The sequence below is a fragment of the Nocardia sp. NPDC004168 genome, assembly GCF_040610355.1.
Taxonomy (GTDB): domain Bacteria; phylum Actinomycetota; class Actinomycetes; order Mycobacteriales; family Mycobacteriaceae; genus Nocardia; species Nocardia sichangensis.
On sequence record NZ_JBEXME010000001.1, the window covers coordinates 176,930 to 191,796 of the forward strand.

The 14,867-nt window shown below is 70.0% G+C and carries 14 protein-coding genes; 10 read left to right on the forward strand and 4 right to left on the reverse strand.

Translation table 11 applies throughout. The annotated features are described in order from the left end of the window. The first annotated feature begins 8 nt into the window (after positions 1 to 8). From ABZW96_RS00890 to ABZW96_RS00915, 6 genes are all read left to right on the forward strand, one after another. On the forward strand, positions 9 to 464 hold the full coding sequence (locus ABZW96_RS00890) for a GNAT family N-acetyltransferase (RefSeq protein ID WP_355070045.1): 456 nt from the start codon (positions 9 to 11) through the stop codon (positions 462 to 464). A 156-nt stretch (positions 465 to 620) separates the two neighbouring features. Continuing rightward, on the forward strand, positions 621 to 2,633 hold the full coding sequence (locus ABZW96_RS00895; RefSeq protein WP_355070996.1) for a VWA domain-containing protein: 2,013 nt from the start codon (positions 621 to 623) through the stop codon (positions 2,631 to 2,633). After that, the gene (locus tag ABZW96_RS00900; protein WP_355070047.1) at positions 2,630 to 2,776 is read left to right on the forward strand and encodes a hypothetical protein; all 147 of its coding nucleotides are present in this window, start codon (positions 2,630 to 2,632) and stop codon (positions 2,774 to 2,776) included. The genes ABZW96_RS00895 and ABZW96_RS00900 overlap by 4 nt, the downstream gene beginning before the upstream one ends. A gap of 20 nt (positions 2,777 to 2,796) precedes the next feature. Next, positions 2,797 to 3,411 (forward strand): cob(I)yrinic acid a,c-diamide adenosyltransferase, encoded by a 615-nt coding sequence (gene cobO, locus ABZW96_RS00905; protein WP_355070049.1) that lies wholly within the window; start codon positions 2,797 to 2,799, stop codon positions 3,409 to 3,411. 79 nt (positions 3,412 to 3,490) lie between these two features. Then, on the forward strand, positions 3,491 to 5,032 hold the full coding sequence (locus ABZW96_RS00910; RefSeq protein ID WP_355070051.1) for a cobyrinate a,c-diamide synthase: 1,542 nt from the start codon (positions 3,491 to 3,493) through the stop codon (positions 5,030 to 5,032). Beyond that, the gene (locus ABZW96_RS00915; RefSeq protein ID WP_355070053.1) at positions 5,019 to 5,387 is read left to right on the forward strand and encodes a cobalamin biosynthesis protein; all 369 of its coding nucleotides are present in this window, start codon (positions 5,019 to 5,021) and stop codon (positions 5,385 to 5,387) included. Before ABZW96_RS00910 ends, ABZW96_RS00915 begins: the two co-directional genes overlap by 14 nt. Before the next feature lie 29 nt (positions 5,388 to 5,416). On the opposite strand, the gene ABZW96_RS00920 is transcribed toward ABZW96_RS00915, so the two are convergent. Continuing rightward, complete coding sequence (locus tag ABZW96_RS00920) at positions 5,417 to 6,514, reverse strand: hypothetical protein (RefSeq protein WP_355070055.1); 1,098 nt, start codon at positions 6,512 to 6,514, stop codon at positions 5,417 to 5,419. 2 nt (positions 6,515 to 6,516) lie between these two features. Next, on the reverse strand, positions 6,517 to 7,647 hold the full coding sequence (locus tag ABZW96_RS00925; protein ID WP_355070057.1) for a phosphotransferase family protein: 1,131 nt from the start codon (positions 7,645 to 7,647) through the stop codon (positions 6,517 to 6,519). 239 nt (positions 7,648 to 7,886) lie between these two features. Here ABZW96_RS00925 and ABZW96_RS00930 point away from each other — a divergent pair, with 239 nt between their 5' ends. Together ABZW96_RS00930 and ABZW96_RS00935 are read left to right on the forward strand one after the other, a co-directional pair. Beyond that, the gene (locus ABZW96_RS00930) at positions 7,887 to 9,245 is read left to right on the forward strand and encodes a DoxX family protein (protein ID WP_355070059.1); all 1,359 of its coding nucleotides are present in this window, start codon (positions 7,887 to 7,889) and stop codon (positions 9,243 to 9,245) included. A 66-nt stretch (positions 9,246 to 9,311) separates the two neighbouring features. Beyond that, complete coding sequence (locus ABZW96_RS00935) at positions 9,312 to 10,670, forward strand: DoxX family protein (protein WP_355070061.1); 1,359 nt, start codon at positions 9,312 to 9,314, stop codon at positions 10,668 to 10,670. Positions 10,671 to 10,687: 17 nt separating this feature from the next. On the opposite strand, the gene ABZW96_RS00940 is transcribed toward ABZW96_RS00935, so the two are convergent. Beyond that, positions 10,688 to 11,131, reverse strand: coding sequence for a nucleoside deaminase (locus ABZW96_RS00940; RefSeq protein ID WP_355070998.1), 444 nt, complete (start codon positions 11,129 to 11,131; stop codon positions 10,688 to 10,690). A gap of 198 nt (positions 11,132 to 11,329) precedes the next feature. Here ABZW96_RS00940 and cobA point away from each other — a divergent pair, with 198 nt between their 5' ends. Together cobA and ABZW96_RS00950 are read left to right on the forward strand one after the other, a co-directional pair. Next, positions 11,330 to 12,604: a uroporphyrinogen-III C-methyltransferase gene (gene cobA, locus ABZW96_RS00945; protein WP_355070063.1), complete on the forward strand. Its 1,275-nt coding sequence runs from the start codon at positions 11,330 to 11,332 to the stop codon at positions 12,602 to 12,604. Positions 12,605 to 12,939: 335 nt separating this feature from the next. After that, entirely contained in the window at positions 12,940 to 14,400 is a 1,461-nt protein-coding gene (locus ABZW96_RS00950) for an MFS transporter (RefSeq protein WP_355070065.1), read from the forward strand. Between the two features lie 2 nt (positions 14,401 to 14,402). Here ABZW96_RS00950 and ABZW96_RS00955 read toward each other — a convergent pair whose 3' ends face one another. Continuing rightward, on the reverse strand, positions 14,403 to 14,816 hold the full coding sequence (locus ABZW96_RS00955; RefSeq protein ID WP_355070067.1) for a PPOX class F420-dependent oxidoreductase: 414 nt from the start codon (positions 14,814 to 14,816) through the stop codon (positions 14,403 to 14,405). Between the last annotated feature and the right edge of the window lie 51 nt (positions 14,817 to 14,867).

Genomic DNA, 14,867 nt, shown 5'->3' on the forward strand with positions numbered 1-14,867 from the left:
AAGGCGCGATGATGTCAACGGTTGCTCTCAAACGCTCCTGGGCGCAGGATCTCGATACCGCGACGCTCTACCAGCTGTTGAAACTTCGCGTCGAAGTCTTCGTCGTCGAACAGAAGTGCGCGTACCCCGAACTGGACGGGAAGGACCTGCTTCCCGAGACCCGGCACTTCTGGCTCGATGACGAGGGCGAGGTCATCGCCACGCTGCGGTTGTGCGAAGAGCACCGCGACGGTGTGAAGAGCTTCCGTATCGGCAGGCTCTGCACCGCGGTCCCCGCTCGCGGACACGGGTACACCACGCGACTGCTGCAGGCGGCGCTGGCCGAGGCGGGTTCGGCGACGGTGCGCCTGAGCGCGCAGAGCTACCTGATCGACCTGTACACCAAGCACGGCTTCAAGGTCGACGGCCCGGAGTTCGAGGAAGACGGCATCGCGCACGTGCCGATGCGCAGGGGAGGCGAGTAGCCACTCCGTCCGCCATTCGCACCCGCTCCGGAAGTCTCCGGGGCGGGTGCGGCGCTTTCGGGGCCCGCCCGCATCGGTTCTGAATCGAAGGGCCCTGTCGGATGGGTGCGGGCGCGCCCTTAGAGTTGGGGCGTGTCCCTGTCCCATGCCGAAACAGTGCCTACGTCCGATCAGCGCGGCCGAACACTTTCCGCCTCGGACGGTGAGGCGGGATTTCCCTTCTCGGCGGTGGTCGGGCAGGAACGGCTGCAACTGGCGCTGATTCTCTGCGCGGTGCATCCCGGTATCGGCGGCGTGCTGGTGCGCGGCGAGAAGGGCACCGCGAAATCGACCGTGGTGCGCGCGCTGGCGCAGTTGCTGCCGCCGGTGGTGGACGAGACCGGCGCCCGGCCCGCTCGCTTGGTGGAGTTGCCGGTGGGTGCGACCGAGGACCGCGTGGTCGGCTCGCTGGACTTGGAGCGGGTGCTGCGCGACGGGGAGCAGGCGTTCCGACCCGGCCTGCTGGCCGCCGCCCATCACGGTGTGCTGTACGTCGACGAGGTCAATCTGCTGCACGACCATCTGGTGGACGTGCTGCTGGACGCCGCGGCGATGGGCCGGGTGCACATCGAGCGCGACGGTGTGTCGCATTCGCACCCGGCGCGATTCGTTCTGGTCGGCACCATGAATCCAGAAGAGGGCGAGCTGCGTCCACAGCTGCTGGACCGATTCGGCCTGACCGTGGACGTGGCCGCCTCCCGGGACGTGGACGTGCGCATGGCGGTGGTGCGCCGGAGGCTGGACTACGAGGCCGACCCGGCCCGATTCGCCGCCGGGTACGCCGAGGCCGACCAGGAAGTGGCCGAACGGATTCTCGCCGCTCGCGACCGGCTGGGACAGGTGGCGCTCGACGATGTGGAGCTGCGCCGGATCGCCGCGCTGTGCGCCGCGTTCGACGTCGACGGCATGCGCGCCGACCTGGTCGTCGCGCGCACCGCGACAGCGCACGCCGCATGGCGCGGCGGCGACGCGGTGACCGAGCACGACGTGCGGGTGGCCGCCGAACTGGCGTTGCCGCACCGGCGCAGGCGCGATCCGTTCGACGAGCCCGGCATCAGCGAGCAACAGCTCGACGACGCCATGCGCGACGCCGCCGCGGAGGCGCAACGCGAACAGCCGTCGTCCGCGCAGCAGGACGCCGGGGAGGCCGACGGTGCGGTGACGGACGACGAAAGACGGGCTCGTCCCGGGGACGACCCGGACGACCCCCTACCGCCGGAAGGTCCGGGCGGAGGCCATGAAGACCCGTCGCCGCCGGACGGTCCGGGTGGCGGGCGCTCGGGTGAAGGTCGTACCGGCACACCGGTTTCCGCTGGTGCGCGGACACCGCGCTGGGAGGTGCCCGGTGTCGGCGAGGGCGCTCCGGGGCGCCGCTCACGCGCGGAATCCCGGCACGGGCGAGCGGTGCGTTCCAGCACCGACACCTCCTCGGGGCTGCACCTGCTCGGCACCGTGTTCGCGGCCGCGCCGCATCAGCATGCGCGCGGGCGGGCCGCCGGGCCGTTGCGGCTGGCCGCCGAGGACCTCCGTGGTGCGTATCGGGAAGGCCGCGAAGGGAATCTGGTCGTGTTCGTCGTCGACGCCTCCGGCTCGATGGCCGCCCGCGACCGGTTGTCCGCGGTCACCGGCGCGGTCGTCACGCTGCTGCGCGACGCCTACCAGCGCCGCGACAAGGTCGCCGTCGTCACCGTACGGGGTGCGGAGGCCGAACTCGTGCTGCCGCCCACCTCGTCGGTCGACATCGCGGTGCGCCGGTTGTCCGGGATGCGCACGGGCGGGAAGACGCCGTTGGCCGCGGGCCTGCTGAAGGCGCGGGAGATCGTGCTGCGCGAGCGGGTGCGGGATCCGCGCCGCAGGCCCATGCTGGTGCTGCTCACCGATGGCCGCGCCACCGGTGGTGCGGACCCGGTTCCCCGCGCCCGCGCCGCGGCCCGCTTGCTCGCCAGGGACGCGGTCACCTCGATCGTGGTCGACTGCGAACGCGGCATGATCCGCCTCGGTCTCGCCGCGGATCTGGCTCGCGACCTGCGCGGCGGATATCTGCGGTTGGCCGAGCTGACCGGCGATTCGGTCGCCGATGTCGTGCGGTCGAGTTCCGCACGCCCGAGTGGTGCGGTTCGAGCGGCGTGATCACGACTTTCGATCGGCGTGTCCGCTACGTGCCGCTCGGCGGCACTCGCCTGGTGGGCGGCGCGATCGGTCGAGCGAGCACGCGCCCGTTCGGTCCGGGCCGGTTGTGTGAGGTCGTGGCTTCCGACCTGGACACGCTGTAGGTCGAGAGCAAGGAGATTCGATGCCCAAGGGTGTTCCCGAGACCGTTCCCGACGACGGACTGACCACGCGGCAGCGGCGCAACCAGCCGGTGCTCGCCGTGCACACGGGGCCGGGCAAGGGCAAGTCGACGGCCGCGTTCGGGATGGCGCTGCGGGCCTGGAACCAAGGTTTCGACGTCGCGGTGTTCCAATTCGTGAAGAGCGCCAAATGGAAGGTCGGGGAGGAAGCCGCCTTCCGCGCTCTCGGCACACTGCACGAGCAGACCGGCGCGGGCGGGCCGGTCGAATGGCACAAGATGGGCGAGGGCTGGTCTTGGACCCGCAAGCAGGGCACCGAAGACGACCACGCCGCGGCCGCGCTGGCGGGCTGGCAGGAGATCGCCCGCCGCCTGAGAACCGAACAACACCGCTTCTACGTCCTCGACGAATTCACCTACCCCCTCAAATGGGGCTGGGTGGACACCGCCGAAGTAGTCGAAACCCTCCGCACCCGCCCCGGAAACCAACACGTCGTCATCACCGGCCGCGACGCCCCCCAACCCCTCCTCGAAGCCGCCGACCTGGTCACCGAAATGACCAAACTCAAACACCCCATGGACGCGGGCCGCAAAGGCCAACGAGGCATCGAATGGTGATCTCCGCGAGTGGCACATGGCTGCGGCGAATCGCGAGAGGGCCGCACGAGGGTGTGCCACTCGTGAAGCGGAGGCGGGGATGAGAGCCGTTGTGGTGGCGGCGCCGGCGTCGGGGAGCGGGAAGACGACGGTGGCGACCGGGTTGGTGGGGGCGTTGCGGCGGGTGGGGCATCGGGTGGCGCCGTTCAAGGTGGGGCCGGATTACATCGATCCGGGATATCACGGGTTGGCGGCGGGGCGGCCGGGGAGGAATCTGGATCCGGTGCTGGTGGGGGAGGAACGGGTTGTGCCGTTGTACCGGCACGGCGCGTGGGGGTGCGATCTCGCCGTGGTCGAGGGCGTGATGGGGCTGTTCGACGGGCGGATCGATGAACACTATTCCGGCGCGGTGGCGGAGGGTTCGACGGCGCAGGTCGCGGCTCTGCTCGGGGCGCCTGTGGTGCTGGTGGTCGACGCGCGCGGGCACAGCCAGAGCCTGGCGGCGCTGCTGCACGGATTCGCGACCTTCGACAGCGGCGTCCGGCTCGGCGGTGTGATCCTGAATCGGGTCGGCAGCGAACGGCACGAGCAAGTGCTGCGCGCCGCCTGCGATCGCGTCGGGCTGCCGGTGCTCGGGTCGTTGCCGCGCCTGGCCGAACTCGAGGTGCCTTCCCGGCATCTCGGCTTGATCCCGGCCGTGGAACACGGTTCTGCCGCGACAGCGGCGGTGGCGGCGATGACGGACCTCGTCGCCGCGCATGTGGACCTGCACGCCGTCGCCGCACTCGCTCGCTCGTCGGTGGCGGGACCCGCGTGGGATCCCGCCGCGGCCGTGCGTGGGCTCGAAGGGATAGAGGACACCGCGGCGTCGCTCGGTGAAGCCGGTGACATGGCGGCGACGACATTTGTCGGCGGTGATCGGGACTCGCGCGTCTCCACGGAGCCTGGTGGTATCTCGCGAGCCGACGAAAGCACGGACGGCGCGATCGTCATCGGCGGACCCGCCGATCGGGAGGGTCCGCTGATCGCCGTGGCGGGTGGCCCGGCGTTCACGTTCGGCTATGCCGAGCACCGCGAGTTGCTGACGGCCGCGGGGGCACAAGTGGTCGTCTTCGATCCGCTGCACGACGAATTGCCCGCCGGGACAGCAGGGTTGGTGCTGCCAGGTGGCTTCCCCGAGGAGCACGCCGCGGAGCTGGCCGCCAATTCCGGCCTGTTGCGGGCGGTGGCCGAAGCCGCCCGCCACGGGATGCCGGTCCATGCCGAATGCGCCGGGCTGCTGTATCTGACCCGTTCGCTGGACGGGCACCCGATGGCCGGAGTGGTGGAGGCCGACGCCGCGTTCGGGCCGCGCCTGACGCTCGGTTACCGAGACGCCGTCGCGCTCGCCGACTCGCCGTTGTGGCGGGCCGGGGAACGGGTCCGTGGGCACGAATTCCACCGCACGCGCGTGGTGTCCGCGCCGCCACGGAATCCGGCGTGGGGATGGCGCGGAAGCGCGGGAGAGCGCGTCCAGGAAGGGGCGCTCAGCGGCAACGTGCATGCCTCGTACCTGCATACACATCCGGCGGGGAATCCCCAGGCGGTGCGTCGATTCGTAACGGAGACAGTGCGTTTCGCGAGTTCCCGTGCCGTCCGCTGAGATCGTCGTCGGCATCGGCCTGCGACCGCGCACTTCGGCCCGCACGATTCGCGCTGCCCTGCACGAGAGCGTGGGCGACCATCGGATCGTGTGCCTCGCCACCATCACGCGGCGCTCCGCCGAACCCGGACTGCGCGCGGTCGCCGCTGACCTCAGGGTGCCGCTACGGTCCTACTCCGCCGACGAACTGGCGGCGGTCACCGTCCCGAACCCGGGAGACCGGACGCGTGCCGCCATCGGCACGGCCAGCGTCGCGGAGGCCGCGGCGCTGCTCGCCGCCGAAGGCGGGCCGCTGGTGCTGTCCAAGCGCGTCGTGCACGGCGTGGTGCTCGCTGCAGCGCTCTATGAGCGATAGAGCCGTTCGACCCTGCTCCGGCCCCTGTTTCAGGGAGCGACCGAGCCCCAGTCGGCGAAGCCGGTGGGGTCGTGGCGGCCGATGCTGGCGTGCTCGAACAGGCCCCAGCCTTCGGCGTCGCCGCAGCGGGCGCGGGCGACGTGGTCGGTGACGCCGTAGGGGATGCGGGCGGCGATCCCGGGGTCGGTGAGGTCGTAGCGGCTGGAGGAGGACCAGTCGCGGCCTTTCCACTGGCCGTGCTGCCAGTCGGGATCGCCGCCGTAGCCGCATCCGACGTGCAAGGGAACGCCCGTGCCCGGCGTGATCTCGATCTCCAGGGGTTTGCCGTCCGGCGTGGTCAGCTCCAGTCGCGCCCCGACGGGAAGCCTGGTGCCGGAACGATAGTCGATGGCGATGCGGGGCCAGCCGAGCTGTTCGGTGCGTCCGTCCGGCCAGATCCGGGTCGCGTCGTTGAGGGTGCGCCTGCCGTCCGGCTCCTCCTGCACGATGACCACGACGGCGAAGTCGTCGAACCGCAGCGGCACGTACAGCCACCAGAATCCGCCCGAGGGCTCGGCGGCCGCGCGTCCGGGCGGCTCGGTCTCGCCGACCGGGCGGATGCCCCACGAACGATCCCTGGTCCCGGTCCACACCGCCGGGTCGACCATGATGTCGTCGCCGTCCACGTGCAGCGTTCCCGCCCACGAGCCGACCTGCGCGAATCGGGACGCGTCGATGATCGGCCGGTTGCCCGCGAGGATCAGGTGCGGTTGTTCCTGCACGGCGGGGAAGGCCCCGGTCCAGGTCAGGTCGAAGCCGAGATCGTCGTGCTCGCAGACCACCCGGATGCGCCGCAGCGGTTCGATCACTTCGACGCGGTAGCCGCCGACGCGCTGGTCGAGGCTCCGGTCGCCGAGCGCGTCGGAGAAGCGCACCGCGCGCACCGTGTCGCCGCGCCGGACGGCGGCGTAGGCGTCGGTCACCCCGAGGTTGGGGTACACGCCGAGACCGGTGATCAGGAACGTGCCGCCGTCGCGGTCGTGCGCGTTGAAGTAGCTGCGGTCGTAGAAGTTCCGATCGCTACTGGCCACCCGGGCCAGCGACAGCGGGGTCTGGTGGATCGGGTACTCGTCCAAGGGCACAGGCATGATCAGTCCCATTCGTAGGTTCCGTCGAGCAGCGCTTCCAGGCTTGCCCGGTGCATGACGTAGTCGTCGCGGTCCGGCGTGTCGGTGTCCTCGCCGAAGTGGATCATCCTGCGTTTCACCCGCGCCATCACGATCGCGTGCCGCAGCGCGGCGTACACGAGGTAGAAATCGAGATCGCGCACCGTGTGACCGGTCAGCTCCTCGTATTTCGACACCACGTCGTCGCGGCGGAGGAAATCGGGGAGCCCCGGCTGCCCGAAGCGGGTGGCCAGATCCTGGAAGAACCGGTGGATGAAGATCACCCAGCCCAGGTCGAGTTCCCGCGGCCCGAGGGCGGCCATCTCCCAGTCCAGTACCGCCACCGGGTCGAATTCGCGGTAGATGATGTTGCCCGGGCGGGCGTCGCCCCAAGTGAGCACATCCGGACCGGGGTCGGCGGGCCAGTGCTCCTCCAGCCAGGTGAAACTTCGCTCGATGAGTGGGATCTCGTAGCCGTCGTCCGCGAGCGCCCACCGGTACCAGGAGCGCTGCGCGGCGACGTGCCTGCGCAGCGAGTCACCCGGCCCACTCAGCATCGGGAAGTGCGCCGCCGGGTCGGGGACGCCGTGGATCTTCGCGATCACCTCGACGGTGTTGTGGGTGAGCCGAAGGCGGTCGGCGGGATCGGCATCGAACAGCCAGCCGATGAACACGTACGGCGGGTTGTCCGTAGGCACCCGTCCGTCCACCCGGCGCATGACGAAGAACGGTGCGCCGAGCGGCTTTTCGTCGTTCTCCAGCCAGCACAGGCCCGGCACCGGCACGTCGGTGGCCGCGGCGACGCCGGCCATCACCTGGTACTGGGTGGCCAGGTCGTAGGTCTCGAAGACCGGGAACGATCCGGTCTCGGGCGCCATCCGCGCCACGAACGACCCGCGCTCCGCCCGACCCCCGACGGTCCATTCGGCGTCGAACAAAATCGAGGTGCTGGACATGCCGCCGGACTGTGGACGCGACAGATCCGAGATGCGCGGCAACTCGTCCGCGGCGACCTTCGCGTTCAGCCAGCGCGCCAGGTTCCCGGCGAGCGTGTCCAGGTCGCGTTCGCTGACGGTCAGCTGCTGTCGCTGTGCCGGGTCCGGATCGTCGGTCATCATTGTCCTCCTGACACGTGCGGCCCGGGTGCACCGCTGGCGGTGCGCCGGGATACGCGACTGTAACGCGTTCTAGTTATTGACGGGCCGGAACCGGGAACGAATCCCGGCGCCGCTCGGTGCGGCGGGCACGTAGGCCGAAAGAAGTACCCGGAAATCCAGGGTTTTCCCGGAGGTCATCCCATGACCTGGTCGGATACTTTCGGCTGGCCAATCTGTCGGCCTGCGAGGGGAGCGGTGTGCGTACCGTCGAAATGGAAGTCCTGACGAGCGGCGAGGCGCGAACCGGTGGCGAGCGGCGGCCATGGAGCCTGCCGGCCCGGATCGCGTTCCGCTTCGTCTTCGCCTACTTCGGTCTGTTCTGCCTGCTGTTCGCCCAGATCCTCTTCGTCTTCACCGGGATACTGAGCAAGTGGCTGCCCGAGAGCGCGATCCTGTGGCAGATGCGCACGACGAGCCCGCTGGTCGGGTGGGTCGGCGAGCATGTCTTCGGGGTCGAAGCCGTCTTGCACGAGAATTCGGGCAGCGGCGACCAGGCCGCGATCTGGCTGCTGATCTTCTGCGAACTCGTCGCCGCGGCGCTGATCACGATCGTCTGGTCGATCCTCGATCGCCGCCGCCGGGACTACACGGCACTGCGCAACTGGTTCCTGGTGTTCATCCGGCTGTGCCTGGGCGGCCAAATGCTCTTCTACGGTCTGGCCAAGGCGATTCCGTCGCAGATGCCCGCGCCTTCGCTGACCGCGCTGCTGCAACCGTACGGGACGATGAGCCCGGCGTCGGTGCTCTGGAACCAGGTCGGCGCCGCGCCCATGTACGAAATCCTGCTCGGTACGGCCGAGGTGCTCGGTGGCCTGCTGCTGTTCCTCCCGCGCACCGCGACGGCGGGCGCGTTGCTCAGTCTGGTGAGCATGGCGCAGGTCTTCGTGCTGAACATGACCTACGACGTGCCGGTAAAGATCCTCTCGTTCCACTTGCTGCTGCTCTCGCTGGTGGTGCTGGCGCCGCAGGCCGGGCGGTTGGCGAACCTGCTCGTGCTGGAACGCCCGTCCGAACCGGCCGCGCAGCCGCCGCTGTTCGGTTCCCGCCGCGCGAACCGGATCGCGGCGGCGGCGCAAGTGGCTCTGGGCCTGTGGGTGCTGATCGGCGGTGTGTACATCGGCTGGCACACCTGGCGCGAGTCGGGTGACGGCGCGCCGAAGCCCGCGCTCTACGGCATCTGGACCGTCGGCGAGTTCACCAGGGACGGGCATCCGGCGCCGCCGCTGCTCACCGACGAGGGCCGCTGGCGGCGGCTCGTCTTCGACCGCCATGGCACGACCGTGCAGAAGATGGACGACTCGTTCGTGCCCGTCGTGGCGGTGGTCGACGAGGCCGCGCACACCATTGTTCTGTCGGTGGCTCCCCAGTCGGCAGGCGCTCCGTCCGCCCGCCTCGGCGCCTTCACCTTCACCCGACCCGGTACCGACACGCTGTCGTTGACGGGTGAGCTGAACGGAACGCCGGTGACCCTGTCGCTGGACCGGATGGACCTGAATTCCTTCCCGCTGCGCGGCCGGGGATTCCACTTCGTTCAGGAATACCCGTACTTCCGCTGAAATCCCCTACGGCCACGGCTCTTTTCGATACCTTCGGTCTGCATCGACTCGGACTGGAGGGCCGTCGTGACCGAAGCGATCCTGGATCGGACAGACGCCGCCGCTAGCGCGGAGGACGCCGGAGTCCGGCCGTGGAGCGGGGCGACCCGGGTGACGTTCCGTTTCGGCTTCCTGTACTTCGGACTGTTCTGCCTGGCGTATCCGTCGATCGTCCCGGAGTTCCTCGGACTGACGCGCGAATGGCTGCCGGACTGGGTGAACTACGGCGCGGCCCGCGCGCTGCGTCCGGTGGTGGAGGGGGTCGGGACGCGCGTGTTCGGCGCGTCCGTCGCGGCGAACACCGCTTCGATCAGCGGTGACCAGGCGTACTTCTGGGTGCTGGTGTTCGTCGTCCTGGTGGCCGCGGTGTTCGGAACCCTGCTCTGGAGCGTGCTGGATCGGCAGCGGCCGCATTACCGCGCCGTGCAACCGTGGTTCCTGCTGTTCGTGCGTTTGTGCCTGGCGGGGCAGCTGGTCTCCTACGGCATGGCGAAGGCCGTCCCGACCCAGATGCCGCCCACACCGCTGAGCCGATTGCTCGAGCCCTACGGGAACTTCAGTCCGATGGCGGTGCTCTGGAACCACATCGGGGTGTCGCCGCAGTACGAGATCCTGCTGGGCTCGGCAGAACTGCTCGCCGGTGTGCTGCTGTTCGTACCGCGCACCGCGCTGGTGGGCGCCATGCTCGCCTTGGTATGCACGACACAGGTGTTCGTGCTGGACATGACCTACGACGTGCCCGCGAAAATCCTGTCGTTCCACCTGATGTTGCTGTGCCTGGTGCTGCTCGTTCCGGAGGCCGGGCGTCTGGCGAACGCGCTCGTACTGGACCGGCCCACCGGACCGTCGACGACACCGCCGTTGCTGCACTCGCCCCGGGCCCGTCGGATCGCGGCCGCGGCGCAGATCGCGCTCGGGGTGTGGCTGGTGTTCTCGAACGCCTACACCGGCTGGGAAAGGTGGAACGAAGAGGGAGCCGGGCGGCCGGAACCTCCGCTGTACGGCATCTGGGCGGTCACCGACTTCAGCGTGGACGGCAAACCGCTTCCACCGTTGAGCACCGATCAATTACGTTGGCAGAAAATCGTCTTCGACCGGGACGGGGCGACCGTGCAACGAATGGACGGTCAGTTGGTCCCGGTGCTCGCCATGGTCGATCCCGGCGCGCGCACGCTTGTCATGGCCGCGCCGCCGACGGCCGTCGGCGGGGGACCGCAACCGCTGGGCAGTTTCGGCTTCGACCGGCCCGCGCCCGAACGGCTGACCTTGACGGGCACGCTCGCCGGGCAGCCGGTCTCGGTGGCGCTGACCTCGGTCGCGCTCGAGGACTTCCCATTGCGCAGCCGTGGTTTTCATTGGGTGCAGGAATATCCGTATTTCCGCTGAGTCGCCCGCGGCTCGGGTCAAGCCTCGAGATCGTCGGCGAATCCGATGTCCTCGTGCCACAGCGCGGGATGCTCGGCGATGAAGCGGGTCATCAGGTCGATGCAGCGCCGGTCTTCCAGGACGGTGACGGCGACGCCGTGCCCGGCGAGCCATTCGTGCCCGCCGGAGAAGGTCTGCGACTCCCCGACCACCACCGAGCCGATGCCGAACTGACGGACCAGGCCGCTGCAATACCAGCACGGCGAAAGCGTGGTGACCATGATGGTGTCGCGGTAATCGCGGCGACGTCCCGCCGCGCGGAAGGCGTCGGTCTCGGCGTGCATGCTGGGGTCGCCGGACTGCACCCGGCGGTTGCGGCCACGCCCGAGCAGGGTGCCGCCCGCGTCGAAGAGGGCGGCGCCGATCGGGATCCCGCCCTCGGCGAGCCCGCGCAGCGCCTCGTCGTAGGCCACGTCGAGCAGTCGTGCCGGTGTCGGCTGCTTCATCGGTCCGCCTTTCCGAGCTGGACGACTACACCGCAACCTACCGCCGCGGACCGTCGAATCGCTTGTTACCGCTGGTCACAGTAGGTTTGCCCGGCCGCGCGGTCGTTGCGTCGTCCGTGCGGGCGTGCCGGTCGATTGCCGGTGCCCGACGGTCACGCCGTAGGCTCGAAACTTGTGCCGAACACGTCAGACGCAACGCAAGAGCAGCCCACCGGCGACCCGAACTACCTGGTCGGGCTCGATCTGCACGGACGGCGTGTCGTCGTGGTCGGCGGTGGGTCGGTGGCGCAGCGCAGGCTGGGCCTGCTGATCGCCTCCGGCGCGGACGTCCACGTCGTGAGTCGTGCCGTCACGCCGGCGGTCGAGGGAATGGCGAGCTCCGGGCAGATCACCGTCACGCTGCGCGATTACGCCGACGGCGACCTCGACGGCGCCTGGTACGCGATCGCGTGCACCGACGAACCCGAGACCAACGCGGCGGTGGTGGCGGAGGCGACCCGGCGGCGGGTCTTCTGCGTGCGGGCCGACACGGCACGGCTGGGCACGGCGGTCACCCCGGCCACCGCGCGCTACGACGGGCTCACCCTCGGTGTGCTCGCGAGCGGGCAGCACCGGCGCTCGGCGGCCGTGCGCAACGCGTTGCTGGAAGCCCTGCAATCCGGTGTCGTGAGCGACGACTCGACGCCGATCGCGCCCGGTGTCGCCCTGGTGGGCGGTGGGCCCGGTGATCCCGACCTGATCACCGTGCGCGGACGGCGGCTGCTGGCCAGGGCGGATCTGGTGGTGGCCGACCGGCTCGCGCCGCCGGAACTGCTCGCCGAGCTCGGGCCCGAGGTCGAGGTGGTCGACGCCGCCAAGATCCCGTACGGACGGGCGATGGCGCAGGAAGCGATCAACAACGCGCTGATCGAAGGCGCGAAGGCGGGCAAGTTCGTGGTGCGGCTCAAGGGCGGCGACCCGTACGTGTTCGGGCGCGGGTACGAGGAGCTGGAGGCCTGTGTGGCCGCCGGGGTCCCGGTCACGGTGGTGCCCGGCGTCACCAGTCCCATCTCGGTGCCCGCCGCGGCGGGTATCCCGGTGACCCATCGCGGCGTCACCCACGAGTTCGTGGTGGTGAGCGGGCACGTCGCGCCGGATCACCCGGATTCGCTGGTGGACTGGCCCGCACTGGCCCGGCTGCGCGGCACCCTGGTGCTGATGATGGCGGTGGAGCGGATCGAACAATTCGCCGCCGCGCTGCTGGAGGGCGGTCGTCCGGCGGGTACCCCCGCCACCGTCATCCAGGAGGGCACGCTGCGCACGCAGCGCGTGCTGCGCGCCGATCTCGGCACGGTGGCCGCCCGGGTTCGCGCCGAGGGCATCCGCCCACCCGCGATCGTGGTGATCGGCCCGACCGCCGGTTTCTCCGCCGACGCGCTCGTTCCGCACGCCGACTCCGCGGCGGGCTAGCGTCCGCGGCGGTGCGGCGATCCGATTCCGCGAGACCATGGCCGCGTCGACCGCCGCCCGTCCCGGCCGCGGTGGCACCCGTGCCGGTGGCCGCCCGCCGAGTGCGCGCGTCGTCGCTCGCGGGCCGGCGCCCGATCCGCCCCGCGACGTGCCGCACAGCAGGTCGCTCAGTCGACCGAGGGCTGGCACTGGAGTGGACGAGCCGGAGACCTTTCGGGCCGCCCGGATCACAGGGCGCGCTCCCCGTCGTGTACCCGGCCGGGCCGGTGGGCGGACAAATACGGCAGCGGCATCAATTACAGTGACTCACTGTGCTTCGGAACCCCGCTGCGACGATGCAGTATCCAGTGACGCAGCGGGCCTTCGGGCTCGCGATCCTAGTCCTGAGCGGATTGCAGCTCATGGTCGTGCTCGACGGCACGGTCGTGATCTTCGCGCTGCCGCGGCTGCAAGAGGAAATGGGGTTGTCCAGCGCGGGCAGCGCGTGGACGGTGACCTCCTACGGGCTCACCTTCGCGGGTCTGATGCTGCTCGGCGGCAGGCTCGGTGACGCGTTCGGCCGCAAGCGCATGCTCGTGGTCGGTGTCGCGGTGTTCACGCTGGCCTCGCTGTTGTGCGGATTGGCGCAGAACCAGGCGATGCTGCTCGCCGCGCGGGCCTTCCAGGGCGCGGGCGCGGCCGTCGCGGCGCCGACCGCGTTCGCGCTCGTGGCGACGACCTTCGCGCCGGGCAAGGCACGCAACCAGGCGATCGCGATCGTCGGGTCGATGGTCGGCATCGGCTCCGTCGGCGGCCTCGTGGTCGGCGGCGCGCTGACCCAGTTGTCGTGGCGGTGGATCTTCCTGATCAACGTCCCGATCGGCGCGCTGATCATCCTCGGCGCGGCCTACAAGCTCGCCGACACCGAACATCACCGTTCGGCCCTCGACATCCCCGGCGCGGTGCTCGGCACCTTCGCCTGCGCGTCGATCGTGTTCGGCGCGACCGAGGGGCCGGAGATGGGGTGGGGGCACCCGGCGATCATCGGTTCGCTGATCGCGGGCGTCGTGCTGCTGATAGTCTTCGTGGCGCTGGAACGGCGGGTGGACGACCCGCTGCTGCCGTGGTCGCTGTTCGACAGCCGTGACCGCGTCGCCACCTTCCTGCTGATCTTCCTGGCCGGTGGCGTGCTGGGCGCGATGACCTTCTTCGTCGCCCAGTTCATGCAGAACGTCATCGGGTACGGGCCGCTCAAGGCGGGCGTCGCGGCGATTCCGTTCACCGTCGGCATCGGCATCGGCGGCGCGGTGGCCTCCAAGGCGGCGCTGTACATCGCGCCGCGCTGGCTGCTCGCGGGCGCGGCCGTGGTGCTCGGTGTCGGACTGCTGTTCGGCTCCACCCTCGACGGCGAGGTCATGTACTTCGCCACGCTGCTGCCGCTGCTGGTGGTGATCGGCTTCGGCGTCGGCATCGCCATGGTGCTCGCACCGCTGTGCGTGCTGGTCGGCGTGCCGCCCGCCAATATCGGCCCGCTGGCCGCGGTCGGGCAGATGTTCATGAACCTTGCCACTCCCGTGGCCATCGGCCTGCTCACCCCGATCGCCGCCTCCCGCACCCTCTCGCTCGGCGGCCGCACCGAGAAGGTGGCCGGGATGACGTCCGCGGAGATCGCCGCGCTCGGCAACGGCTACACCCTGGTGCTGTTCGTCTGCGCCTTCGCCGCGTTCGCGGCCGGGCTGGTCGCCCTGACCCTGCGCTTCACCCCGCAGCAACTGGCCATGGCCCAGCACGCCCAAGAAGAAGCCCAGCAGGCCTGAACTCAGAACCTCCCCGCTACTCGACGGGGTGTCACGCGCACGATGACGCGCGGGCCGTCGTTGACGGAGGCGGGGTTGAAGTCCACGTACTTCTGTCCGGTGTACTTCGCCGACAGCTCGTTGGGCAGCGTCTTCTCCGGATCGGGCGTGAGGGTCGCGCTGCCTCGGATCTCCGCGTAGACGTACGGGTTGTCCGGCGGATTGATCAGCACGGTGATGCGCGGGTCGCGCGCGAGGTTCTTGCCCTGCTGGCGATCTGTCGTGGTGGAGAAGAGCAGGTCGTTGCCGTCGCGCTTCAGCCAGATCACGGTCAGGTGCGGCTGCCCGTTGGGGCCGATCGTGGCCGCGGTGGCGAAGACCTTCTCTTCGTCCAGGTACTTCTTCAGTTCGTCGGAGAACTCAGCGGTAGTGGTCACGCTCTGAGCGAACAGCGCCAGACGGCCCCGCATTCCCGTCGGCCGCGAAAG